Origin of the sequence: Mucilaginibacter defluvii (genome assembly GCF_039543225.1) — a bacterium.
GTDB classification, from domain to species: Bacteria; Bacteroidota; Bacteroidia; order Sphingobacteriales; family Sphingobacteriaceae; genus Mucilaginibacter; species Mucilaginibacter defluvii.
On record NZ_BAABJI010000002.1, the window covers coordinates 1,001,002 to 1,025,642 of the forward strand.

A 24,641-nucleotide genomic window follows, 5' to 3' on the forward strand; every position below is an offset into this window, starting at 1 on the left:
GGTTAAGCGCTCCATCAGTATTCGAGCAGGTAAATTTTTTTATTGGCGTAATCCCAGATCGTTTTAAATTGCGTTAAGAAACGGTAACCCAGATTCATGAGGTTTGGTTCAGTGATCCCGAGCTCTCTTCTGATGACTCGGGTATCCTTCAGCGAAGACTTCTCTACGCCCTTTAGGTCAGATTTATATTTTCCGTCGATGATAATATCCTTAATGGTAAGTATCGTATCGCCGCCGCTGTCCGTTCCGGAGATGCGAACAGCGCCCCGGCCTTTCAAGGCTCGGGCAGAAGGTTCATCCAGTTGCAGCAGGCCGTTCTGACCCGTATCAAATGCTCCTAAAACAGGGGTCCCGCTTATCGTTAATTTTACCATGGGATGATTGGGCAGCTTCCTGTTCTCAAATCCAATCACCGCTAATAGTTTCTCGCCCTTCAGGAAATCCTGGTCTTTGTTCCGTTCTGCGGTGTTCCTGTAAAAGGTCACCTTCCGGTGCAGATAGTCCAGCTTGAAAAGATAACCATCGAAGAAGTCGTGTCCGAGGTAGCCGAGACAATCCGGCGTAATATATTTCTGAAGAAAATCGTAGTTACCGCTGCTGACATTTTCGAGGTTCCGGTAAGTGATGCCATTCGTAAATCTGACCTCCCTGATCATGTCATTCGTGCTGGTCCTGAATGCATTCCCGCTGCCGGTGACACCCGTACTCTTCGTCCTTTTGCCGGGAAGATTTACCAGGTTGTCATTCAGCGACAGTGATGTCCTGAAGCCGGTATCGAACATGAATTTGCCGCTGACCCCGTTCACCGAACCGGCGATGAAAGGATACCCGTTGATCAGGGTAATGGGGAAAACGACGGAGTCCCCATGCAATACGGGTGTTTTTTCGAAGTCCTGCGCATTCGCATGGGAACCGAAAGCCAGTATCAAACAGATGACAGGGAACCAGGTCAGGCGAAAGCGTGTCATATAGTTTAAAGATAGTTGTTTTTGATTTGCTGATGTTCGTGGCCGGGTCATTTCACCTCGGCAAGATATTTATGAACAAAACTGATCGCCATGGATCCTTCCCCGACGGCGGACGCAACGCGGTTCATCGCGCCGGCTCTTACGTCGCCTGCCGCAAAAACACCCGGACAACTGGTCTCCAGCAGGTATGGGTCACGCCTCTGCTTCCAGATCCTGCCGTAATCTGTGAGGTTCTTGAGATCGCGGCCCGTGAGCAGAAAACCTTTGTCATCCTTCATAATGCCCAGTTCTATCCAGTCAGTATAGGGTTTGGCCCCGATGAATATGTAAAGCGCATCCGCGGGGTGATTGGTCACTTCATTCGTCTCATAAGAACGGATAGCGAGGCTCTCGAGCCGGTCGGAACCATGTGCGGCGGCGACCTCTGACTTCGGCATCAGATGGATGTTTTCTTCTGCCGCGATCTGGTCGATGAGGTAGGCGGACATGGTAGCAGACAGGTCGTCCTTTCGGATCAGGATGTAAACATTTCGGGCGAATTTGGAAAGGTACATGGCCGCTTGTCCGGCGGAGTTTCCGCCGCCCACGATATAAACCTCTTTATCCCTGCAGGCGGTGGCCTCGGTCATGGCGGCGCCGTAATAAATGCCGGCGCCGGTAAGTGCCGCAACACCTTCGGTATCCAGTTTGCGGTAATCCACCCCCGTGGTGATGACAACGCTCCGCGTCAGGATATCCTCGGCGTCGTCCAGGACGATCCTTTTGTATCCGTCTTTCTGCCCGATCGAACGCACGGAGCACGGCGAAAGAAATTCCGTTCCCAGCCGGGTCGCCTGCGTGATGGCGCGGCGGGTCAGCTCGGCACCGCTGAGCCCGGTCGGAAACCCTAAATAATTCTCTATCCTCGAGCTCGTACCCGCCTGCCCGCCCGGGGCGCGGCGTTCGATGAGTAAGGTTTTTAATCCTTCTGAGGCGCCGTAAACGCCAGCCGCTAGGCCAGCGGGACCGGCGCCGATGATCACCACATCATAGATGTCCCGGCGCTCGATCTGCGGGTTCAGACCGATACGGCCGGCAAGTTCCGCGAGACCCGGCATGGAAAGAACGCTGCCGTCCTCCAGCAAAACCACGGGCAGGTCAGCCTCGCTGAGGCCATTGTTAGCGAGGAGCTTCTGTCCGTCCTTATCCGTCCTCACGTCCAGCCACTGATAGGGCACCAGATTGCCGGCCAGGAAGTCCTTCAGTTCATGGGAACTCTGGGAGTACTGATAGCCTATCACCTTGATCCCCCTGAACACCGGATGATAGTCACACTGCCATTCATGCAGCAGGTCGTCGATCACCGGGAATAAGCGTTCTTCGGGCGGATCCCATGGCTTGACCAGGTAATAGTCCAGCCTCACCTCGTTGATGGCCCGGATCGCGGCATCCTTATCCGAATAAGCGGTCAGCAGCGCCCGTTTGGCTTCGGGAAAATACTGCATCGCGCGCATCAGGAACTTGACGCCCTGCATTTCGGGCATCCGCTGGTCTGCCAGGAACAAAGCAACGGCTTCCCCTTTATTGTTCAGTTCAAGCAGGCTATCCAGCGCCTCGCTGATGATGGTCGTGCTCAGGATGCGGTAACGGTCGCGATAGCGGCTTTTCAGGTCCCGGGTGATCGCCCGCAGTACCTGGGCATCGTCATCAATACAAAATATGATCGGTAAACTCATAGGTTATCAGTTTAAATATTTAAAAGTGATACTTAGCCTTTAATGGGAAACTCCACGATAAAGTCGGTCCGGCCAGGCACGGACTGTACCCTCACAGCGCCTTTATGCTGCCTGACGATCCGCATCACGACGTCCAGTCCGAGTCCCGTTCCCTTGCCGATCTGTTTCGTCGTAAAGAACGGATCGAATATCCTGCTCTTCACCTCTCCGGGAATGCCGCAGCCGTCGTCCGAGACCGTGATGCGCACGCAGTCTTTCGCCCTGCCGGTGGTGATGGTCAGCCGGCCCTGTCTGTTAGGTTCCATGGCGTCCAGCGCGTTGTCCAGCAGATTGGTCCACACCTGGTTCAGTTCCCCGACCATCGCGTTGACCTCGGGCAAACCGGTGTCGAATTCCTCGACGACCTGCACGTTCCCATTTCGGATCTTGTGCTGCAGCATCGTGATCGTACTCCGGATACCGACATGGATATCCGCCAGCTGCCTGCCATGGCCCTGGTCCATGTGTGTATAATTCTTGACCGCGCCCACAAGGTCCGCTATCCTGCCGGAGGCCTGCTGCACATCAGTGACAATCTTTTCGGTCACCAGGTTGCTGTTGATCCAGTTCAGGACCGCCGCAACGGCGTCAGCCGGGAGCTGCGCTTCGATATCGTCCAGGTCAGCCACGCTGAAGCCAAAGTCGACAAGATTTTCTGCCGTTTCGGCGGCGCAGGACAGATCATGTTTTTCCAGCCTTTCCAATATATCATCTTCGAGCGCGGAGCGCTCCATCATGCTGAGCACGGGTCTCCGGGACAGCGCGGCGAATAATTTATCGGCGATAAGATCGACGTCCTTCGGGTCCAGCCGAAGCGACATCAGCCGTTTGAATGCGTCCGGGACCAGCTTGAGATGTTTAATTAAGGCGGCCGCTCCGCTGACCACGGCCGCCGCGGGGTTGTTAAGCTCGTGGGCCAGTCCGGCGGACAGCTTGCCAAGCGCCATCATTTTTTCATTCTGTTGCTGGAACGCTGTTGCTTCGCGGATACGGTTCGCCATGACATGAACCAGGGCCTGGGTCAGCAAAAACTGCGAGCGGATCATTTCGTCCAGTTTATTCCTCGGCAGCACCAGGTAGCGAACGTCTTCAGCGGCTTCAGCGACGATCGTCGCAAACTTGCCCCGTGAGAACGGCAGGTGGCCGCCGATACTGCCCGGCTCGAACGTTCCGGCCTCATGCAGTTCCTTGCCCTGCGGGACGCTCAGGATCACCTTCCCGGACAAGATGACGAAAGGCCCGGGCATCTCGTCGCCCTGCCTGAACAGGCTGCCGCCTGCAGGCAGTTCCCGGATGGAACTGCTGTCGATGAACCATTGCAGCTGTTCATCAGGAACGTCTTTAAAATAATCGATGGCCCGGAGCCAGTTTACCGTCACTTCTTTCATAGGTTGAGTTATTGAATGATGACCGTCGGATGAGCGCTTAAATGCGGCTGGGAACAGCGGTTGAACGGGCAAATAAGGTGACCGATGCAGCGAAATTCCGATCGCTAATGTTCATCACCATCCCGGTCTTACGGGGCCTGATCGGTTTTGGACGCGAGCCGTCTCCTGATGATACTGATAAATTCGGGTGAAACGCCGATGTAGGACGCGATCTGGTATTGCGGAACACGCGGCGGGACGGTGGGATACAGGTCAACGAATTCAAGGTATCTTTCCATTGCTGATTTTCCGATCGTGCTTAACAGCCTGTTTTGAGTGGTGTACAGGCTTCGCTGGATCAGTATCCGGAAGACGCGTTCGAATTTTGGCACCTCGCGAAGCAGTCTTTGCTTGTTCTGCGGACTAAGCATGAGTATCTCCGTTTTTTCAAGCGCTTCGATGAAAAAGGTCGACGGCTTCTGCTCATGGAACGAGGCAAGGTCGCTGATCCACCAGTCTTCGACCGCGAAAGAAAGGATGATCTCGCAGCCATTGATATCGACATGGTAGATCCTTGCGCATCCTTTCACGATGTAGGCTTCGAACTGGCAGATGTCGCCGGCACGAAGCAGCACCGTCTTGCGGGGTACCAGTTTTCGTTCCAGCAACCCGGTGAAGGTGGCTTTTTCGTCATCCGTCAAAGTGATGTTCCTGCTGACATTAAGAAGTATATTTTCGAACATCGCGACGGTTGAATATGTTAAGTCTTACAAAATTTTGCCCATTGTCCAGAGATCGGATTATGATGTTACAAACATTATAAACTATTAAGATAAACTGTTTACCATATGGTAAAAAATGAAACTGGCCATGATTTTTTTCAAATATGAACTGCTCTTGTAGACAATGAGGAACCTGACCGCCCCTTAATAAGCGATATCAGGTAATTAAGATCATCTTTCACCGTCCGGGCTTTTGCCGGGATCCTTATCGATATGTGTCCAGAAATGCCCGTAACGCGCTTGACGGTGTGCCTTCCGACCGGTGGATCAGTACCGTATTCATGGTGCCCAGCTGTTTATTCAGCGGCTGCATTCTAATTTGCCGTCCGGGATAATATTGCGTAATGATCCCTTCGGGGAGAATGCTGATGCCGATACCGGCTTCAACGAAGTTGATGATTCCTTCGATCGAGTTCAGTATCGTGCTTTTATATTGAACGACACCCTGTGAGCTTAGCCAGGTTTCCAGCCGTTCCCTGAAAATGCAGCCCTCTGCGAATACCACGATCCTGACCGGCTGATTGATCAGCAGGTCCCTGAGTTCAGGACCTTGGGCTGCGCTTAATATATATCCAGCCGCTCCTCCATGACCGGGAGCTGTTGCAGGCCCTTCACACTGACCGGCGCGGAAACGAACGCCGCGTCGAGTTCGTAATTCAGCACCTCGTCGATTAGTCTGTTTCTCATGGCCGACCTGAACTCAAGTTCAACGGCAGGGAACTTTTCCTCGAATTGCCTGAGTATTTCGGGGGCTTTGAGGGCCATGGTAGTCTATATGCACCCGATCCTCAACGTCCCGGCAACAATTCCCTGTTTTTTATGCTGCTTTTTGCCTCGTCCAGCAGCTGCCCTATCTGCTTGCAGTAGCGCATCAGAATCTCGCCGGACGGCGTGAGTCCGATCCTGCGGGAATCCCTGTCGAACAATTCTGCCCCGAATTCCTCTTCCAGGCTTTTGATCCTCGCCGTTACGTTCGATTGCACAGTGAACATGGACTTCGCCGCTTTGGTGAAACTTTGATGCTCGGCAACCGATTCAAATATCTTCACATCATTCGTATCCATATTTTAAAATCATTAAAAGTGATTTATATTATCATAATTAATCGTTTTTAATAATCAAATATCAAATTTAACTTTGATATAAAATAATGACAAAATGCACAAAATAGCCCAACGCCTCATCATCTGTTCATCGCTCATCATCTCGCTGGCAGTGACATCAGCGGCACAGCGAAAAGGAAACATAATTAAAGATCATCATATGGGAACTACATCAATTCATTACCGCACTGTCCGTGTGAACAACCTCAATATCTTCTACCGGGAAGCCGGGAATCCTTCCGCGCCTGCAATCCTCTTGCTGCATGGTTATCCAACCTCGTCGCATATGTTCAGGAATCTGATACCGCAGCTCAAAGACAACTATCATGTGATCGCACCGGATCTGCCCGGTTTCGGCAATTCGGATGCCCCAGGACATCGGGATTTCGCCTACACTTTCGACAACCTGGCTGAAACGATGCAGGGGTTTATTGACCGGCTGGCCCTGAAGCGATTCGCGATCTACATCTTCGATTACGGTTCGCCAGTTGGCCTGCGCCTGGCCATGCGCAACCCGGAAAAGATCACCGGCATCATTTCACAGAACGGCAACGCCTATGAGGAAGGGCTGAGCAAGGAATGGGACCCGATCCAAAAATACTGGAGAGATCCTTCACAAGCGAACCGTGACGCCCTCAGGGATTTCGTTTCGGAGAAGGCCACACGGTTCCAATACCATGAAGGCGTAGCCGATGCGTCCCTCATCGCTCCGGAGACGTATATGCTTGATCAGCGCCTGCTGGACAGGCCCGGTAATATCGACATACAGCTTGACCTGGTCAGGGATTACCGGACCAATGTGGCATTGTACCCCAGGTTCCATGAATACTTTAAAAAATACCAGCCGAAAACGCTCCTGGTCTGGGGTAACCGCGACCCTTATTTTCTGCCCGCCGGTGCGAAAGCGTACTTAAAAGACCTGCCTGCCGCCAAACTAAAATTTTATGACACCGGCCACTTTGCACTGGAAACCCATGCAGAGGAGATCGGTACAGAGATCATTGCGTTCATGGCGACACTGCCTGAGTAATGCGCGCCCGGGTCTGCCGGTCTGCGATCTTCACCCGGGCCGGCATGTTTTCATTAAAACGGGCGTTTGCCCGGCACCTGCCCGAGCGGAATCAGCCCGCGGGACGGGTCTCCGTTCCCTGACTGTCCGGGACGCTGCCGGGCCTTCGGTGTTGCACACTTAAGGCCCTTCGGAATTCCAGCGGTGAGCTTCCGGTCTTTCGCCTGAATAACTTGTTAAGCGATTGCGGATGCTTAAATCCCAGCTGGTATGCGATCTCCGAGACGGTCAGATCAGTGACCGATAGATATTCTTTCGCCCTGTCGACCAGCTTTTCCTGGATATGATACTGCGCGCCCTCGCCGGTGATCGACCGAAGCAGATCGCTGAAGTAATGCGGCGAAAGATGAAGACAGGCCGCTATATACTCGACGGTCGGGATACCGGACCTCAAAGCCAGTTTTTTCTCATAATACCCATCCATGATCTGATCCAGCTTGATGATCGCAGCATGGTTGACGGTCTTGCGCGTGGCAAACTGCCGTTCATAGAATCGGTTGCTGTAAGTCAGCAGCAGTTCTATCTGCGCGATGATCACCTCCTGCGAGTGTTCATCGAGCTCCCGGTATTCCTCTTCGATATTCAGCAGGATCCCGGTGATACAATGCTCTTCCTTTTCGGAAAGGTGGAGTGCTTCACTGGCAACGTAAGAAAAGAAACCGAAATTCTTGATCCTGGAAGCGAGCGGGAAGCCATACAGAAAATCCTGGTGAAAGAACAGTGCGTACCCGGCGTCCTCGCCGCTTTCATAGACCAGCGGTCCGTCGAAGGAAAGGATCTGCTTGGGGGCGATAAAGGTCAGTACACCACGATCGTGGTCGTATGCCTGCCCGCCATACTGCATTTTACTTTTTAAATTCCTTTTCAGTGCGATGCAGTAAAAATTCAGCGAAAATCGTTCCCAGATCGGATCGTCTGCCGCACGAACATCCGCTACCCGGACCACACTGACCAAAGGATGCAGCGGTTCGGGTAAGGATAGCAGCCGGTGCTTATCCAGGATAGTGCTGATTATATTCATTTAAGACCTCATATCATTTTTTCGCCGTTTCAGACGTATATATCAATAACAGGCCGGGTCTTCAGACCCGGTCTGTTGCTTTTCCGGCTGGGATCACCAGCGGAGTGTTTCCACGAAAAAGGAGCCGTTCTCCATCAGGTTGTCGAAGAACAGTTGTTTGGTCTCCAGCCGGTTCCAGTCGCGCTGCAGTTCACAGCCGTACTGGGTCACCGAAGACAATTGTACGCCGGCCTGTTCCATCCGGCGCAGGGCCACCTCGTGGGCGATCCGGGAGGTACCGCCGACGGCATCGACGATCGTGTAGATCTCGTATCCTTCTTTCAGCAGGTCGAGCGCCGGAAAACTCAGGCAGACCTCGGTCCACAGCGCGCAGATCACCAGTTTTTTTCTGTTGAGCGCCTTTACGGCGTCCTGGAATTCTTTGTCTTCCCAGGAATTGACCGTCGTGCGATCAATCTCCTGCACGTCGGGCAGTACCTCTTTCAGATGTTTGATGGTCGGTTTGTTGATACCGCTTTGCACGTTGACCGTGGTCAGGATGATTGGTACGTTGAATCCCTTTGCCAGTTTGGTTACAATGACAATGTTCTTGACCAGTTCTTCATGGTCCATCGACCGAACGGAATTGACCTGAAGCGGCTGGTAATCGATCAGGATAAGGGCTGAATTTTCAGGTGTGATCAGGTGATCGTTCTTCGGATCACGGATAGGTGTGATGCTGCTCATGGTATGTATATTTAAATGGTTAATAAATTATTGGGTAAGTTCCGCGATCGCGGCGGTTATGCCGCTGCCCGCGTCGATGAAGAAAGCCGGCCCGGCGAGCAGGAATACCTCCGAAAGTGGCTGAAACTTAGTCAGGCCGCGGGATCTTAAAGAAGATTGTGAGCGGTATTCCGCAACGATTCCTTTCGCGACATTGGTCTGGACCAGGGCGGTCTTCGAGCTGATGCCGGCGTCCTTGATGTCGGTGGCCAGCGCAAAATTCCTGACGCCTAATTTCAGCGCTTCACGGGCTGCCACCCGGCCGACGCCGGTCATGATCGCTTCATCGAACCTGGCGCGGTCACCCAGGCCGATCAGCAGCAGCTTTTTTCCAGCGATGGTTCCCGGCGGCAGATCGAGGTAAAAGGTGGTCAGGTAACGTCCGTCAAACCTCCCTGTCTTCCTGATCTCCGTCAGCTGGCCTTTCAACGCCTCGTCCAGATGCACCAGGCCATTCAAAGAGGCCGGTAAGGCTGGCGGAGCGGTGTAGATATCACCCTCGGTGTACTCGAATACGCAGGCGACTTGAAGGTCGGCTGTCGTGGATGAAGGCCCCTGAACCAGACCTGTGAACCTGATGCCATCGACCGTTCCCCAGGTCATGGACGTCCCTACGGCCGTGGCCGTTTGCTGTGCCATACCGGTCAGGGTCCGGAAGATCAGTGCCAGTGCCATCAGGCTTCGGCCGATCTGCAGTGAATGTTTGTTCTTGTTTTCCATAGCGTTATTCCCTTAAAATTTGAATTGTACCTGATAACTCATAAAAAAGCCGTCCCTGTGATCGGCGATGATATCATTGATGAAGGCACCGGTCTTGAAGTATTGTACCCCGGAGTTGAAAGCAAGGTACCTGCTGATCTGCCATTCAGCCCCAGCCAGCAGGACCGTTCCGATGTAGCGCCTATCCGAGCCTCGGGAACCTGTGCTGAACCTGCCATTAGGCCGGTAAACGCCGTCGTTCAGCGAGTATCGCCAGTTAAAGACCATGTCCAGCGTCAGCAGCAGCCTGCTGTACGCATTCCAGGTAAAGTACGGATGGAAATCGATCAGGTTTACCGGCCCCAGCTGGGGATTGAAACCGAAATAACCTGCCCGCGGATAGATCGGGTTGAAGGTCTGCAATTTGCCGTCGTCCGGCGACCCATCCCCCGAGATATAGTCATGACGCAGCCCTGCAAGGGGGCGGCCACCGATCCCGGCGAACTGATAGGCGATATCGACGGAGCCCGTCCACGCCCGGATATTTCTGTTACCGAATCTTCCCGATTGCCATGCCGCTTCGAGGTTATAATTGAATCCCTGGCCTTTGCGCCAGTAGCGGAGACCGTAGGTGTGCCGCAGCTCGTTGCCAGTGCCTTCCTCATACCGCAGTTCTTCCTGCCGGAAGCCGATGTAATAGAGGTCAAGGTTGCCTGCCTGCGACATGTCGAGCGTACCGTAGCCTCCCCAGAGCCCCGGTTTTTTTGACGTGACATTATCGAATATGCCTGGGTTTACTCGGGCGGCCGCAAGGGCGAAAGCGTCGAATGTAAAGCCTGCGGCGGTATACATGATCTTGGCGCCATCGAAGTACAGCCGCGCATTCGGTCCTTCCTGAACGGAGATCAGGCGGCCGCTTCCGTAATCGACCTCCTGTCTTCCCAGGCGCAGCCTGATCAAGTTCTTTCCGGTCCGGAATGGCGCCAGCTCAAGGAACAGGTTCTGTATATTGAGCCGGTCCTCATCGATCGGTCTGGGGCCGTTGTTGCGTCCGTCTTCCTGGGCGCTGCGCAGCTGCGCGAACATCCTCAGACGTTCATTCACCTGAAGATCAGCGTGGACGTTGAAACGCGCTGTGAAGTAAGGGTCGGTACCTTGGCCGTTCTCTCCCCAGTCCTCGTTCCGGACATAGTCATATTCTGCCCTGATCTCCCCGCCGGAAGACAGATACGGATACCCGGACCCGCTGCGGGACAAGGGCAGGTATTTGAACGAAGAATATGCAGTCCTGGCCGAGTCTTTCAGGTGCAGGTAATTCTCATCGAAACGCATCAGCTTGAAAGACTGTGCACTGACACTTTTCGCTGTCAGCAGCAGGCAAACGATCATTTGCATCTCTCTTCTCATTGGCTGGTCGTCCGCTCTTCCGTAATTAATTTTTCTGGTAGCCGCCGTAGAATTTCACGGGCGACCATTCTGGCATGACCGGCAAAGCGACGGGCGCGAATTCCCGGTAGCTATCGGCGCCATAAACGATCTTTCCGTCAACTATGGTCAATGCAGAAGTGATCCGCCTAATGTCTTCTTCCGGCACCTTGAAATAATCCTGTTCCAGTATCACCAGGTCGGCATAATTGTCTTTTAAAATCTTTCCTTTCTGTTTCTCACCGATCAGGTCATAACCGCCCGAGGTAAGCAGTTTCAGTGCCACCGTCCGTTCAAGCGTATTTTCACGCGCCATTACCTGTGTTCCGCCGACGGTCTTACCTGTGGTCAGCCAGTATAAGGCGACCCAGGGATTATAGCTGGCAACACGTGTGGCATCCGTGCCGAGACCTACCCGGATCCCGCGCTGCAGCATTTTCCTGACCGGCGGCGCGGCCTGCGCGGCGGATCTCCCGTAACGCCGGATGAAGACCTCACCCTGGTAGGCCAGGCGGTGCTGCACGGCGATACCGCCGCCCAGCGCTTTGATCCGGTCCAGATTTTCGTCAGAGACCGTTTCGGCATGATCGAAGAACCAGGGCAGGCCGACGAGCGGTGTTTCCCTTTCCACCTGCTCGATCACGTTCAAAAAGCGGGTGATGCTTTCGTTGTAAGTGGCATGGATCCGGAAAGGCCAGCGTTTGCACACCAGCAGCGACACGACCTCTTTCAGGTTTTTTTCCATCGTGGCCGGGAGCTCCGGACGCTTGAACAGGAAATTCTCAAAATCCGCTGCGTCGGATACCAGGTTCTCGCCGCCGCCTTCGACGCGGTAGCCGACCGGATCGCCGCCGCTCCGATTGCTGTGCTCGTCGATCGTGACCATACCGGTCCATTTAGAATAGTCCTGAAGTTCGGTTCCTTTTTTCTGCGCGAACAGGAAATATGACAGTCTGAGCGTTATCTTTCCTTGTTTATTCAGCTCGTCGGTAATACGGTAATCGTCCGGAAAGTTCTGAAAGCCGCCGCCCGCATCCATCAGCGCCGTGACGCCGAGCCGGTTCAGTTCCGTCATAAACTGAAGCGTCGAATTAAGCTGCTCCGCCCGGCTCAGTTCCGGCAGTTTGGCCAGGGTTGAGTACAGGACAAAAGCATTGGGTTCTGCGACCAGGTAACCGGTAGGGTCTCCATTGCTGTCCCGCTCGATCAGGCCGTCAGTAGGGTTCGGGGTGTCGCCAGTGATGTTCAGCGCTTTTAAGCCGGCCTTGTTCAGCCAGGCTTTCCCGTACAGATACAGGATGAAAGCCGGTACATCACCGGTGGCCTCGTTGATCTCTTCTGGTGTCGGCAGCCTTTTTTCCGCGAACTGATATTCGTTCCAGCCGCCGACCACCCTGACCCATTGGCCTTTCGGCGTTCTGGCGGACTGATCTTTCAGCATTTGCAGTGCGCGCTTCAGCGTGGTCACGCCGTCCCAGCGCAGTTCGGTATTGTAAAATCGTCCGCCCCTGATAAAATGCGTATGGCTATCGAACAGACCGGGGATGACCCGCCGGCCTGCAGCGTCGATCAGCCTGGTCTTCGGGGACCCACGTTTGAGGACCTGCGCATTGCTGCCGGTCAGAACGATCCTGTTACCGGCGATGGCCACCGCCTGAACTTCCGTATTCCGGTCATCCAGCGTGGATATCCTGCCATTCGTGATGATGATATCCGCTTTCTGACCGTAGGCTGCGGCCGCGGTCAGCAACAGCAAAAAGCACCATTGCAGCGTGTGTTTTTTCATAGGTGATAGAAATAAGGGAGGCAGGTCTTTGACCTGACGGAGCTAGATAGATTCAGTGCTTGAGCATGTCGTGCGCATACAGGAGGCCGAGGCCGTATGCACCGCCGTAACGTTTAACGAGGTCGTTGACCGGTCCGTAGGTCGCTTTCCGCGACCAGTCGCGCTGCAGCTCCAGCAGATACTGGATAGCGGTCATCGGCCGTGCACCGGCCTGCACCATACGCGTTACGGCCTGGTCATGAGCCTCCCGCGTCACGTCTCCGCAGGCGTCGGTCAGCACGTAGACCTCGTAATCTTCGCTGATCGCGGATAAGACCGGTCCTACGATGCATACGCTCGTCCAGAGGCCGGAGAAAACGATCTTCTTTTTATTCTTTCCGGTGATCGCTTTGTGTGCGTTCATGTCCTCCCAGGTGTTCATGGTCGTCCGGTCGATGTAACCCGAGCTCTCCTGCGGGTAGAACCCTTTGATCTCGGGGAAGACCGGTCCGGCAAAAGATCTTTCCGCAACGGTCGTGATCACCGTAGGTACCTTGAATATTCTGGATGCGCCGGCCACAATAGCCACGTTGTTCCGTAATTCGTCGGCGGTGATGTTTTTGGTCGCAAATGCCATCTGCCCTTCATGGTCGATCATCACCAGCGTGTGGTTGTTCGGATCAAGCAGTTCGGGACTTGGTTTCTGGGCCGTCGCCGCAATGGTACAGCAGGCCATCAGGAGAGAGAGGATGTTTTTTTTCATAGCAGTATGTTTTAAAGTTGAAGATGCTAACCGCACCGACCATAACCGCCCGCTCCATTCCTTATGTCTCCCGGTCAACGCCGCAACTGACACAAAATTGGCGATCCTAAAACTGCTGTCCATTTAACTACTTCAAGAAATCGCCGGGCTGAACGATTTATGGAGCGATCGCCCATAGGGATCAGACCTGGTTGTCCCAGATCCTGAGCTGATCCTCCTGAAAGTACAGCTGTTGCTTCTCTCCGTACCTGACCAGGTACCGGTTCTGCGATCTGTCGAAAAGGACCACGGTCCCGTAAACGTTCTTCATAGGCCCTTCGGTCGCGGTAACCCTGTCTCCGACATTGAATTTTTGTGTTGTGTCCATTGTTCTTCGATTTTAGATGTGATCTGTTTCTGTTCAGGCAGGGCAATTCAGACCTTACCGGCCGCCGATCTTTGTTCGTCGTAATGTATCTTGCCGTAATCGCCGTTGTAAAAGTCCCGGTAAGCATCGGCGATCTCCAGTTCGGAATTCATGACAAAAGGCCCTTCGGCGACTATGGGTTCGGCATAAGTTTCGCCGCCGAATACCAGGTAATCGCAGGCCTGCGCCTCCTCATTCACCATTTCCAGTATCCCCGCATTCCTGTCGTATTCGATGAACTCGCCTGCGGCGAAACGCTCATCGTTGATCAAGCCGGGCAGCGTTGGCAGGTAAACAGCTGTTTCCAGCTTATCGGCGATCTCCAGGGAGAACCGCGCCCCGGGCTCCAGGCGGACATGGTAAAGGAACTGTACGGAATAATCAGGGATCACCGATTTCAGCTTTTCAAAGCTGCCGGCGATCACTTTGATCCATCCTTTTCCGTCGGGCAGCAGTTTGAACGGAACATCACGGCCTTCAATGGCCATATAAGCAGGATTGCCGGCTTTGACATCCGGTGGCAGGTTGATCCAGAACTGGAAGGCATGGATCAGTTTGGAGTCGCCCTGTGAATCGTAATTAAGCGTTTCGTCATGGACGATGCCATTGCCGGCATTCATCCATTGTACGCCGCCGGAATGTACCTTGGCATAATTCCCGGCACTGTCAAAATGCTCGTCTTCACCCTGGAGGATATAGCTTAGCGTCGCGATTCCCCTGTGCGGATGCGCGCCGGTCCCTTTTTGCTGGATACCGGTCTGGATCTTCGGAACGATGTGATCGAGAAACACGAATGGTCCGACCGCATCTGCATACCTGTTGGCCAGAATTCGGTAGATCTCCATGTCGCCGATATCGGCCCTTTGACCTTTTGTGGAGAAACTGCTTTTCTTTTTCATGGTCTTTGTTTGATGATAATTGGTTAAATGGCCGTTCACCGGCTGGCGTTCCTGACTTTCGGTATCACTTTCGTGCCGATCAACTCGATCGAGCTTAGTAACTGCTCATGGCTCAGGCCCGCAATGTCCATCTGGAAGGTGAACCGGTCTATGCCGCCCAGCGCCTCGCTGTGCCTCAGCAGCTTTTCGGCTACCGTATCCGGGCCGCCGACGATGAGCACCCCTTTGGGACCAACCTGGCTGTCGAACTGGCTTCTGGTAACCGGCGGCCACCCGCGCTCGCGTCCGGCCTTGGTCCAGGTCTCTGCATATCCCGGGTAATATTCCCCGATCGCAGACCGGTCGTCCTCGCCGACATAGCCCGGCGAGTGCAGGCCTATTTTAAGCTGGTCCGGGCTAAAGCCGGCCTCAGCACCGGACTTCCGGTAGAGATCGATCAGCGGGCGGAACCGCTCGGTCTCGCCGCCGATCACGGCGACCATTAAGGGCAGACCCAGCATTCCGGCACGGACGAATGACTGGGGTGTTCCGCCGACGCCGACCCAGACGGGCAGCTTTTCCTGGACCGGCCGCGGGTAGACCGGCTGATCCTTCATTTCGGGGCGGAAGGTCCCTTTCCAGGTCACGAACTCTTCATCGCGGATCTGGAGCAGGAGTTTCAACTTTTCCTTGAATAATGCGTCGTAGCTGTTCAGGTCGTAGCCGAATAAAGGATAAGCTTCGACGGCGCTGCCCCGGCCGACGACGATCTCCGCCCGCCCCTTCGAAATGATATCCAGCGTAGCGAAGCTCTGGAAGACGCGCACCGGGTCTGACGTGCTGAGCACGGTCACGGCGCTCGTCAGCCTGATCCTGCTCGTACGTGCTGCCGCAGCCGCCAGAATGACCGACGGCACGGAGTCCAGGTATTCCTTTTTGTGATGTTCGCCGATGCCGAAGATATCAAGACCCGCCTGGTCGGCGGCCACGATCCTGTCCAGCAGCTGCGCCATGGCATCAACACTGTTCAGCTCGTTGCTTCCGTACATGGCCGATGCAAAGCTATCGATGCCTATTTCCATATGATTGTTCTTTATAGCTGTCGCTGCGGCTCTTCCTGCAGGACAATTGATGTTATTTAATTTTGTTAATCGTTATCACTCAGGATGCCGCGGAAGACCTGACCAACGGACTGATCGTTCCTTTCATCGGATAAAAGCTTCCGTCAGGCAGGGTCGCATTGCTGTAAAGTATCCCGTTCTCATGATCTTCGATATGTGTCACCGTTGCACCGGTCGCTTCTTTCCACGCGACCATGAAGACCTGCGGACGCACCTCGGCGACCGTGATCTTCACTTTTTCGGTATGTCCCGGTTCACCCGGACCGCCGCCTTCGATGATCTTGAATACCAATGTTTCATCGGTCTCGAAATATAGCTCGGACCTGAACGCGCCGAGGTCGGCCAGGAACAGTTTACCGGTCAGTTCATGCTTCATGTGCAGCAGGTATTACATAACTGAATGAGGTCATGGGATTGCCGCTCACCGTTTTGCTGGAATGCACCTCGGACTGGACAACGTCCCAGTGTTCGGCGATCCTGCCGTTCTCCAGCCTGAAGATGTCGACCACGATAAGCGGCGAAGGTCCCCAGCCTTGTACCTGGCTGTGCGCGAGAACGAGGTCGTTAGACTCTACGAAAATGCCCGGTTCCCAACGGAAACCCGGCTCGATGTGTTCAAGAAGGTCCCGCAATCCCTGATGCCCGTTCGCCATCAAGGGGTTATGCTGGATGTAATTCTCCTGCCAGTATCGTTCTATGGCGCTGTGGTCACGCTCGGTGAAGAATTCCTTCATTGCCCGGACCACGATCTCTTTGTTTGTCATGATGATGGTTTGATGAATGTTGTAATTGGTTTTTCAAAGGCTGGTCACTTCGGTCCTGTGTCCAGGAACACGTAAAGTGCGCCGATCCTGCCTTCCCGGAACTGCACGATATCCATTCCCGTGGCGACAGGCGACTGACCGGAAGGGCCCGCACCCCAGACAAGCCGGCCGATCCCGTTATTGATGATGACCGGACCCAGTTTGGTGAATATGAAATTCGCGGGCAGCACCTTTTGTGTAGCGGAAACGCTTTGATCGATCGCGTCGATGCCCGTCACCTGGTCTTCCACGTGGTTCAAAGTGGCCGACTCCGTATATAATTCTTCGATGGCCTTCCGCCTGGCGGCCGGGTCGCGTTCGTTCCAGACCCGGTCAAGGTTGTTCTCCATGATCCGGGATAGTTCATTATTCATGGTCTTTGAATATTAAAGGTTGATCATTCAGCAGCAGGCGGCATCCCGGCCGGGCCGGGATGCCGCCTGCGATTCGACTACTTCTCAGCTGGTACCGGTGTGGCCAGTAACTGCAGTTCCCACGCTAAGGCTACGCCGCTGGCACCGCCGTTCTCGAACAGTACACTGGCCAGCTGACCTGCAGTCTCTGTCCGTGCCCAGTCACGCTGCCATTCAGAAGCGACGGCCAGCCAGTTGATCGGCGTGATACCGTGTTGCACCATGCGGCGCACCGCCATATCATGGGCTTCCTTGGATACTGCCCCGCAAGCGTCCGTAACAACGAAAACATCATAGCCTTCTGCGACCGCCTGGATCGCCGGCATCGCCACGCATACTTCCGTCCATAAGCCTGCAATGATCAGCTGCTTACGGCCGCTTGCAGCAACGATATCGGTAACGGCGGGATCTTGCCAAGTATTGATGAAGGTGCGGTTGATCGGCTTCTGGTCCGGGAAGAGTTCCTGCAGCTGCTTGATGATCAGGCCGCCGCGTTCTTCGATTACGGTTGTAAGGATGGTTGGGACTTTGAATACCTTAGCCGCTTTGGAAAGGCCCGTCACATTGTTGATGATGACGGCCGGGTCGTGGCTGTTCAGGTTGGTGAATTGAAAAGGCTGGTGATCGATCAGTACAAGGATACTGTCTTCCGGGCGTAACAAGGCGTCAAGGCCTTTTTTTTGGTTGTTTGACATGGTCTGATAGTTGTATGGTTTATAGATAAATAAATTTTCTCCTGTGCTGCAATGACCCGCTTACCGTCCTTTAATGACAGGCAGGCAGATCATGGGCAAAGATCCGCAGGACAAAACCCTTGTCCTGGTTTTGCCTGGGGCGTGTGCCGCTTGTTTCTGCAAATCTCCCGCTTACCGCCGAAACAGCACGTCGACATAAACCTATAAAAGTTATAGACCTATGTCGATGCTCCGTCGTTATCGCGGTCCTCATGAGGCTCCTTCAGGCGCCGGTTCATGCCGGTGTTCTGAGCGGATCTCCTCCACCAGCGCAGGTGAAGGCACTAAGTTCCCCGCCGGACCATTCCCGCCGCCGCTTCCTGAGCCAGGCTGAAGCTTTGTAGCATCCTCGGTATCCCGGCCGCACGTTCTGAATTCGGCCATCCTCCCTGAAAGGAATTCAAAGGCCTCTTTTCGCTTTTGTTTGTCTTTTTCCCGCTTAAAGGCGCTGAGCGCGGCGGCAAAGCTTTTCTTAAGATATCTGACCTGTTCTTTCTTCTTACTCATGTTCGTATTGCATAGTTGATGGAATCAAGCGACTGCCTCAACTGAGGATAAATTCTTCGAGTTCCTGATTGAATTTTTCGGCTTCTTCGATGAAAAGCGCATGTCCGCTGTGGTCAAAGGGCACAAGTTCGGATCCTTTGATCGCCTGGTGCATCTGCTCTGCCAGCTGAAAGCTGCAGATCTTGTCGAACCTTCCGTGAAAGATCACGGTCGGGATATTAATCGTCGAGAGCTGTGACCGAAGGTCCGTATCCTTCAAGGCGATCAGCGACTGCGTGACCGCATAAGGCGACGCTTCCCAGTTGATCGTGCCGAGCCAGGCCGCCATACCCGCTGAGACGGAAGTGTTGCTGGCCGGAAATATCTTACCGAACTCCTCGTAAAGTTTCGGCCGGTCCGCACGACTCAGGTCGATCAGTTCCTGGGCAGCTTCCCGGGTGATGTTGAACGGGAAGTCCGGCCGTTGTGTCCAGATCGGTGCCGCCGCGCCGAAAAGAGCCAGCTTACTGATGTGCTCTCCCGGATATCGGCTCACGAATTGAACAGATACCGCGCCGCCCATGGAGAAGCCGCCGAGAACGGCGTCCCGGATATCAAGTTTCTCCAGGACGGCTTTGATGTCAGCGGCATACACTTCGTAATCATACCGGCCGAACGGTTTGCCGGATCTGCCGAAACCGCGCAGGGTGATGCCTATCACGCGGACGCCGCGCTCAACAAAATACTGATACTGGTACTCATACATGGCATCGCTTAAAGGCCAGCCGTGGATCAGAACCAGCGGTTTTCCCTCTCCGATATCGGTGACGTGAAGACGCACATTCGGTGCGACTTTGATGAATTCCTTTCTGTTTTCCGGGTTTTGTTCGTAAAGTGTGTCTTTCATGATGTTTATTTGGGTTGATGTGAATTAAAGTTATAATGTATTCTCAGCGATTCTCAGGTCATTGATATCCAGTAGGTGTTCCGCCTTGCGTATCGCTTCGTCGGTATAGGTCTTTTCATTCTTCATTTTGAAAAGTTCCTGGCGCTGCCGGCTATAAATATCGGCCATGACGTCCTGAAATTGTTCCCGCTCTGAGTCATGACTGGTACAGACCTCGACAGAGCCCAGGTATTGTCGATGTCCCGCTATGGCCTGCTGTAGTTTCTGGGCGTAAGCTTTAAGCAGGCTGTTGCTGCTCGCCGCCGCATGTCTGGCGTTAAGGTGCTGCAAAGCGACCGTGTCCAGCCGCAGTCTGATGCCGGCATGCTGTTCATGTTCCGGCAGAACCGGATCGATCTCCGCGATAGCCGTCAGCCTGATGATGCCTGGCAGTGTCAGACTCTGGAAAACGAGCGTTATGAAGATCACCACGAAGGTTATGAAGATGATGAGATCACGGTTCGGGAATGCCTTGCCGTCATTCAGGTATAGGGGGATCGATAAGGCAGTCGCCAGGGAAACGACCCCGCGCATGCCCGCCCAGCCGATGATCAGCGGGTTCTTCCAACCTGGCGAAGGGGCCTGCTGCTTCGCTTTGCTGAACAGTAGGGGAACCTGCGCGGTCAGAAATACCCAAACCAGTCTGATCAGTATCACGCTGACACTCGTCAGAACGCCGTATTTCAAAGCTTCGGTCATGGACAGGCTCCCCAGTCCCCGCACGATTTCGGAGAGATCCAGGCCGATGAGAATGAACACGAGCGCATTCATAACAAAAATGAGCGTATGCCAGACGCTCACCATGTTGACCCGGGTGGCCCCGGTCCTGAAGATCTCGTGCGCACGGAACGACATGAACAGGCCGCCGCTCACTACGGCCATCACGCCCGAAAAATGAAAATGTTCGGCGGCGAGGAATAAGATATAGGGCGTCATGACCGTCAGTGTTGCATCGATTGCAGCGGTGGTCGGCAGGAAACGATGAACAGCATACATGATATGCGCACCGATCAGGCCGGTGACCACACCCATACCGGCGACGACAAAGAACTGCCCCGTCGCCTGCTGCAGGGAGAAAGCTCCGGTCAGAACGGCAGCGAGCGCGAAACGGAAGACGATCAGGGAGGAAGCATCGTTGACCAGGCTTTCTCCTTCGAGTATGGTATTGGTGCGGCGCGGTACTTTAAGTCCCTTCAGCACCGTCGTCGCCGCTACCGCGTCCGGAGGCGACACAATGCCGCCCAGCAGGAAGCCTGTGGCCGGCGTGAAGCCCGGTGTAAAATAGCTCGTGGCATAGGCGACCGCGACGGACGTGATAAGCACCAGTCCGAAGGCGAGCAGGGCAATTGCGTTCTTCCATCGCTTGAAATCCTTCCAGGACGTATACCAGGCTGCCTCGTACAATAACGGCGGCAGGAAAATGAGAAAGATCATTTCAGGGTCCAGCTTGAGTGCCGGAATGCCTGGCAGAAAGCCGATGCCAAGGCCTGCCAGGACCAGAAAGATCGGGTAAGCGATCTTTACTTTCTGTGCCAGCATAACCAACAGCATGACAACGAACAACATTCCCAGGATCAGCAGCAGCTCTTCATGCATCGTTATTATCTTTATGTTGATCGCCCGCTTCGAAAACCGTCTCGTCGACCATGATATTCTGTTCAGTGCGCAAGCACGCTTACCTGCGCCGCGTAATTAATTTTCTGTTTCAGTCAGTCTCCCGGTCCCGGACGGCCGGGGCCATAGCCTCCGTCGTTTCGCCGTCCCGAAGGCTGGTCGAGATCCTGATGTTCCCTTTAAGGATCCTGGAAACCGGACAGCTCTCGGCTATGCGGATCAGCCTTTGCCGGAGCTCCTCATCCGCAGATCCGGGGATCACAATCTCGCGTTCGATCTGCATGACGGTGCCGTCATTGCCGATGCGCTGGTACATGTTCGCCGTTACCTCGATCTCCGGCAGCGGGATCGCTTTATGGTCAGCGTACATTCTCAGGGTCGCCAGTGTACAGGAGATCAGCGACGACAGCAGCAGCGTGTAAGGGTCAGGCCCGAGGTCCCTGCCGCCAAGCTTTTCGGGTTCGTCCGTGATCAGCATGCCGTTCCGCCAGTGAATGGAGGTCAGGAATCGATCACTGCCGATGATCCCTCTGACCGGATATTCAAGCAGGTATTTCATCTATGCCAGTCTTTATTCCATACATCTTCATAGATCTCGGGGTCGCGGTGGAACTGCCCGTTGACGAACGGGCATAGCGGAATGATCGTCACTTTTTTCTCCCGCGCGTAAGCGACAAGGCGTTCAAGCATGGCCTTCGCCAAACCGCGGCCCTTGAATTCAGGATATACTTCTGTATGGAAGACCGCGAGCCTTCCGCCCGTCATCGCCAGGTTCATTTTGCCGGCGGGCCGGTCGCCGGAAAATATCTGTACCTCACCGTGGACATGGTCAGTAAAAACAACTTTGGTATCTTCCATCATATTTCTTTTGGGTTCGTTAGCGTGCTTTCTTTGATGCTCAGTGCGCCCGAGGGGCATTTGGCGACCTGATCGGTCAGCTGCCGGCTGCTCGCGTTCTCTGGCCGGATCCAGGGGCGGCGTTTAGGGTCGTAAATATCCGGCAGCGTCCGCACACAGACGGCCGCATGGATACATAGTTCAGGTTTCCAGAGGATCGTTATTTCCCCGTTGGGGTATTCATGTGTTTTCATCTTCGGTCACAGGTCAATGTTTGTTACAATCAGGCAAGCTGCAGGCATCAAGGGTCCTGACGATACCGCGGCGAGCCGTTTCCAAATTTCCAAACCCGCATATGATCACAACGACGACCTGTGTCGTTAAAAGAAGTAGACCTATGTCTACCTTTTCGACTCGGATCGGGTCGTGGATCAGCTGCGGCGGAAAGGTTCAGGTCTGAAAAACTCCGTTCAGGCGCGTCCAGACGGACCTCACTGACGCTGGTCCCGTTCCACGACCGGTTACGGCCTGCGCGGTAGCTGACAAATTTAAAGGCGGTGCATTTTGGGCGGAATAACCAGATCGCTGTTTTATGTATCCCGATCGGACGTTGGAAAGCCCGCCCGTTCATGAAGGACAGTTAATGTCAGGCTAGAGATTGCCGGAAAGGTATGCTACGACGCGTGCACAACGCCTGTTTGGAAAGACACTGGCCTTAAGGGCGAGCGCGGGAATTCCGCTCAGTCAAGTAAGAAAGAATGACCGGGCATAATATAACCGGGAAAGCCATGCGCTATCTTCTGATCAGCTGTCGCCGGATCCGGCTCAGGGTATCTTTATTGATGCCGAGATAGGAAGCAATGATATGCTGAGGAAAACGTTGCTTAAGCTCAGGATAGCATTCGGCAAAATGCAGATAGCGCTGTTCAGCGGTCTCGCTGATCGCAGAGGTCAGTCTGCGGTTATTGGCAATGTGATTGCGTTCGTCCAGCTGGAGTTTCATCTCGCAGAATGCGGGCACCTGCTTCTGCAAGTCCATCGAACCCTCCCGGGTGATATACAGCAGGTCGCAATCTTCCCAGGCGTCAATGTGGTAACGGCTGGGCTGGGCCATGGACCAGCTTTCCCGGTCACCCATCCACCAGTTCTCCACACCCAGCCGGACGATGTGGTCAAAACCCTTTTCATCCGCTGAGTACATTCGCATCGCGCCTTTGACGATAAAAGCGAAATTCTTGCAGTGATCACCTGCCTGCAGTAGATATTGCTTCTTTTTCAACCGGTGAGGTACGAAGGTTCGCTTCATCAGGTCCTTTTCCGATTCGGAGAGGGCCGAATCACTGAATTTGCCGAGATAAGAAAAGAAAGCTTCATACATATTGACCTCGCGTATCGTTTATTTGGATGCAGTAATGATCTTAATTAACGTATAAATATACGAGAAATGGAGGTTTCGCCAAAGGTAGCAGAACCCGGTAGCGATAAGGCTTTGTAAATCAGAATGTTGTATGCATCGACCTACAGGCGGGTCTAAAGAAGAAAGTAGCCGGCAAAGGGAATAGTGTTATTTAGTGCGAGGACCGGCTGGACAAGAAAGCTTGCCGGCCGGTGAAATTTGATCCGGATCAGTGGACGGCGACCTATTTGACCGCGGTCGCTTCAAGCTCCACCTTTAGGGTCTCAAACAGATTGGTCACGTGGAAGAGCGTCAGCGCCTGCCTGATGCGGTTGTTAGCTATCCACTCTTTCAGGATATCGAAATGCGGAAGAAACTCATCGTTCGACGTCGTGTAAACATTCAGCCTGACAATATTCTTCAGTTCGTAGCCGGATTCCCGGATGACCGTTTCGAGGTTACTGATGGCCAGCAGCAGCTGCGTTTTCATGTCCGCGTCGCTGGACCTGCCGTCCGGATGTACCGCCGCCTGCCCGGCACAGTACAGCGTGCTTTGAACGTTTTTGACCTCAACTGCCTGGACGTAATTGCGATCGTCCTGCCAGGTCCATGGGTTGATCTCTCTTTTTTCCATATTGTTGTTCTTTAGATATAACAATGCATTGATGAGCAGCGGCGTCTAATCGGCAGCCGTATACGCCGGATGGCTGAAAGCATATCTGCTCCGGCCATCTGGCGATCAGGGCTGACCAAACGTTTTATTTCAGCATATACTGGATCGATCCGCCGTCTACCGCGATATCCGCTCCGTTGATGTAGGCCGCCCCGTCAGATGCTAGGAACAGCACGGTATTGGCGACCTCTTCGGCGTTACCCAGACGCTGCAACGCGCTTTTTGAAGCCAGGTAGGCCTGAACTTCGGCCGTTGCCACGGATAGCAATCCGGGAGTCTGGATCGGTCCCGGGCTGACGACATTGACACGTATCTTTCTCTCCGCCAACTCATTTACCGCGACATCCGCGATCTTGTTGAGTGCCGCCTTGGTCGCCGAATAAACGCTGCCCGCGAAGCTGGCAGCGGTTGCTACGCCTGAGGAGGTCATGATCACGGACGCGCCGGTCGCTAAATGCGGGATCAGTTTCTGCAGTGTAAAGAAAGGGCCTTTCACGTTCGTGTTGAACTGCGCGTCGAAATCGCTTTCACTCACATGTTCAATTGGTGCGAAAACGGCGATAGCCGCATTGAGGTACAATACGTCCACGGTTTTGCCGCTATCAGCCACCGCCTTTTCCAGCGCGGCTATGCCGTCAAGATTCGACGTGTCGGCTACTGCTGTCTGCAGGTTTGGGCTGCCGATCTTATCCGCCGCTTTCTTAAGTCCGCCTGCATTTCTGCCGGTGATAAGTACCTGTGCACCTGCCTTGATGAAGGCTTGTGCGGTCGCGAAGCCGATACCCTGGCTTCCGCCGGTTATAATAACATTCTTGCCTGTGAAATTCATTGTTTTATGTTTTAATATGGTTGC

29 protein-coding genes are annotated in these 24,641 nt (G+C 54.0%); 1 reads left to right on the forward strand and 28 read right to left on the reverse strand.

What is annotated here, in order from left to right:
• Nucleotides 1–14: 14 nt before the first annotated feature.
• The 7 genes from ABD960_RS10655 to ABD960_RS10685 form a co-directional block, all read right to left on the reverse strand.
• Entirely contained in the window at nt 15–968 is a 954-nt protein-coding gene (locus tag ABD960_RS10655; protein ID WP_345331135.1) for a hypothetical protein, read from the reverse strand.
• A 47-nt stretch (nt 969–1,015) separates the two neighbouring features.
• Nucleotides 1,016–2,683, reverse strand: coding sequence for an NAD(P)/FAD-dependent oxidoreductase (locus ABD960_RS10660; protein ID WP_345331136.1), 1,668 nt, complete (start codon nt 2,681–2,683; stop codon nt 1,016–1,018).
• Nucleotides 2,684–2,715: 32 nt separating this feature from the next.
• Nucleotides 2,716–4,110 (reverse strand): sensor histidine kinase, encoded by a 1,395-nt coding sequence (locus ABD960_RS10665; RefSeq protein WP_345331137.1) that lies wholly within the window; start codon nt 4,108–4,110, stop codon nt 2,716–2,718.
• Between the two features lie 128 nt (nt 4,111–4,238).
• Nucleotides 4,239–4,832, reverse strand: coding sequence for a Crp/Fnr family transcriptional regulator (locus ABD960_RS10670; RefSeq protein ID WP_345331138.1), 594 nt, complete (start codon nt 4,830–4,832; stop codon nt 4,239–4,241).
• Nucleotides 4,833–5,076: 244 nt separating this feature from the next.
• Nucleotides 5,077–5,376, reverse strand: a complete 300-nt coding sequence (locus tag ABD960_RS10675; protein ID WP_345331139.1) for a LysR substrate-binding domain-containing protein — start codon at nt 5,374–5,376, stop codon at nt 5,077–5,079.
• A 56-nt stretch (nt 5,377–5,432) separates the two neighbouring features.
• On the reverse strand, nt 5,433–5,636 hold the full coding sequence (locus ABD960_RS10680; protein ID WP_345331140.1) for a LysR substrate-binding domain-containing protein: 204 nt from the start codon (nt 5,634–5,636) through the stop codon (nt 5,433–5,435).
• Between the two features lie 23 nt (nt 5,637–5,659).
• Nucleotides 5,660–5,935, reverse strand: coding sequence for a LysR family transcriptional regulator (locus ABD960_RS10685; RefSeq protein ID WP_345331141.1), 276 nt, complete (start codon nt 5,933–5,935; stop codon nt 5,660–5,662).
• A gap of 94 nt (nt 5,936–6,029) precedes the next feature.
• Between ABD960_RS10685 and ABD960_RS10690 the strand changes: the two genes are divergently transcribed.
• On the forward strand, nt 6,030–7,004 hold the full coding sequence (locus tag ABD960_RS10690; protein ID WP_345331142.1) for an alpha/beta fold hydrolase: 975 nt from the start codon (nt 6,030–6,032) through the stop codon (nt 7,002–7,004).
• Nucleotides 7,005–7,095: 91 nt separating this feature from the next.
• On the opposite strand, the gene ABD960_RS10695 is transcribed toward ABD960_RS10690, so the two are convergent.
• The 21 genes from ABD960_RS10695 to ABD960_RS10795 form a co-directional block, all read right to left on the reverse strand.
• Nucleotides 7,096–8,064, reverse strand: a complete 969-nt coding sequence (locus tag ABD960_RS10695) for a helix-turn-helix domain-containing protein (RefSeq protein WP_345331143.1) — start codon at nt 8,062–8,064, stop codon at nt 7,096–7,098.
• A gap of 93 nt (nt 8,065–8,157) precedes the next feature.
• A complete protein-coding gene (locus tag ABD960_RS10700) occupies nt 8,158–8,790 on the reverse strand; it encodes a hydrolase (RefSeq protein ID WP_345331144.1) in 633 nt (210 codons plus the stop codon).
• Between the two features lie 27 nt (nt 8,791–8,817).
• Complete coding sequence (locus ABD960_RS10705; protein ID WP_345331145.1) at nt 8,818–9,549, reverse strand: M17 family peptidase N-terminal domain-containing protein; 732 nt, start codon at nt 9,547–9,549, stop codon at nt 8,818–8,820.
• A gap of 12 nt (nt 9,550–9,561) precedes the next feature.
• On the reverse strand, nt 9,562–10,935 hold the full coding sequence (locus ABD960_RS10710) for an alginate export family protein (RefSeq protein WP_345331146.1): 1,374 nt from the start codon (nt 10,933–10,935) through the stop codon (nt 9,562–9,564).
• A 25-nt stretch (nt 10,936–10,960) separates the two neighbouring features.
• Nucleotides 10,961–12,739 carry an amidohydrolase gene (locus tag ABD960_RS10715; protein ID WP_345331147.1) on the reverse strand — a complete coding sequence of 593 codons (1,779 nt, stop codon included), beginning with the start codon at nt 12,737–12,739 and terminating at the stop codon, nt 10,961–10,963.
• Between the two features lie 52 nt (nt 12,740–12,791).
• Nucleotides 12,792–13,481, reverse strand: a complete 690-nt coding sequence (locus tag ABD960_RS10720) for an isochorismatase family protein (RefSeq protein WP_345331148.1) — start codon at nt 13,479–13,481, stop codon at nt 12,792–12,794.
• A 414-nt stretch (nt 13,482–13,895) separates the two neighbouring features.
• Complete coding sequence (locus tag ABD960_RS10725) at nt 13,896–14,786, reverse strand: pirin family protein (RefSeq protein WP_345331149.1); 891 nt, start codon at nt 14,784–14,786, stop codon at nt 13,896–13,898.
• A gap of 35 nt (nt 14,787–14,821) precedes the next feature.
• The gene (locus ABD960_RS10730; RefSeq protein ID WP_345331150.1) at nt 14,822–15,847 is read right to left on the reverse strand and encodes an LLM class flavin-dependent oxidoreductase; all 1,026 of its coding nucleotides are present in this window, start codon (nt 15,845–15,847) and stop codon (nt 14,822–14,824) included.
• A gap of 79 nt (nt 15,848–15,926) precedes the next feature.
• On the reverse strand, nt 15,927–16,262 hold the full coding sequence (locus ABD960_RS10735; RefSeq protein ID WP_345331151.1) for a phenolic acid decarboxylase: 336 nt from the start codon (nt 16,260–16,262) through the stop codon (nt 15,927–15,929).
• The gene (locus tag ABD960_RS10740; protein ID WP_345331152.1) at nt 16,252–16,650 is read right to left on the reverse strand and encodes a nuclear transport factor 2 family protein; all 399 of its coding nucleotides are present in this window, start codon (nt 16,648–16,650) and stop codon (nt 16,252–16,254) included. The genes ABD960_RS10735 and ABD960_RS10740 overlap by 11 nt, the downstream gene beginning before the upstream one ends.
• Nucleotides 16,651–16,694: 44 nt before the next feature.
• Entirely contained in the window at nt 16,695–17,063 is a 369-nt protein-coding gene (locus tag ABD960_RS10745; protein ID WP_345331153.1) for a nuclear transport factor 2 family protein, read from the reverse strand.
• A 77-nt stretch (nt 17,064–17,140) separates the two neighbouring features.
• On the reverse strand, nt 17,141–17,797 hold the full coding sequence (locus ABD960_RS10750) for a hydrolase (RefSeq protein WP_345331154.1): 657 nt from the start codon (nt 17,795–17,797) through the stop codon (nt 17,141–17,143).
• Nucleotides 17,798–18,046: 249 nt separating this feature from the next.
• Nucleotides 18,047–18,343 carry a hypothetical protein gene (locus ABD960_RS10755; protein WP_345331155.1) on the reverse strand — a complete coding sequence of 99 codons (297 nt, stop codon included), beginning with the start codon at nt 18,341–18,343 and terminating at the stop codon, nt 18,047–18,049.
• A 37-nt stretch (nt 18,344–18,380) separates the two neighbouring features.
• Nucleotides 18,381–19,229 carry an alpha/beta fold hydrolase gene (locus tag ABD960_RS10760; protein ID WP_345331156.1) on the reverse strand — a complete coding sequence of 283 codons (849 nt, stop codon included), beginning with the start codon at nt 19,227–19,229 and terminating at the stop codon, nt 18,381–18,383.
• Nucleotides 19,230–19,259: 30 nt separating this feature from the next.
• A complete protein-coding gene (locus ABD960_RS10765) occupies nt 19,260–20,864 on the reverse strand; it encodes a Na+/H+ antiporter (RefSeq protein WP_345331157.1) in 1,605 nt (534 codons plus the stop codon).
• 109 nt (nt 20,865–20,973) lie between these two features.
• A complete protein-coding gene (locus tag ABD960_RS10770; protein ID WP_345331158.1) occupies nt 20,974–21,441 on the reverse strand; it encodes an OsmC family protein in 468 nt (155 codons plus the stop codon).
• A complete protein-coding gene (locus tag ABD960_RS10775; protein ID WP_345331159.1) occupies nt 21,438–21,740 on the reverse strand; it encodes a GNAT family N-acetyltransferase in 303 nt (100 codons plus the stop codon). Before ABD960_RS10775 ends, ABD960_RS10770 begins: the two co-directional genes overlap by 4 nt.
• Nucleotides 21,740–21,973, reverse strand: a complete 234-nt coding sequence (locus ABD960_RS10780; RefSeq protein ID WP_345331160.1) for a (4Fe-4S)-binding protein — start codon at nt 21,971–21,973, stop codon at nt 21,740–21,742. Before ABD960_RS10780 ends, ABD960_RS10775 begins: the two co-directional genes overlap by 1 nt.
• 539 nt (nt 21,974–22,512) lie before the next feature.
• Entirely contained in the window at nt 22,513–23,097 is a 585-nt protein-coding gene (locus ABD960_RS10785) for a Crp/Fnr family transcriptional regulator (RefSeq protein ID WP_345331161.1), read from the reverse strand.
• Nucleotides 23,098–23,359: 262 nt separating this feature from the next.
• Nucleotides 23,360–23,749: a RidA family protein gene (locus tag ABD960_RS10790; protein WP_345331162.1), complete on the reverse strand. Its 390-nt coding sequence runs from the start codon at nt 23,747–23,749 to the stop codon at nt 23,360–23,362.
• Between the two features lie 124 nt (nt 23,750–23,873).
• Nucleotides 23,874–24,617, reverse strand: coding sequence for an SDR family oxidoreductase (locus ABD960_RS10795; RefSeq protein ID WP_345331163.1), 744 nt, complete (start codon nt 24,615–24,617; stop codon nt 23,874–23,876).
• Nucleotides 24,618–24,641 lie beyond the last annotated feature (24 nt).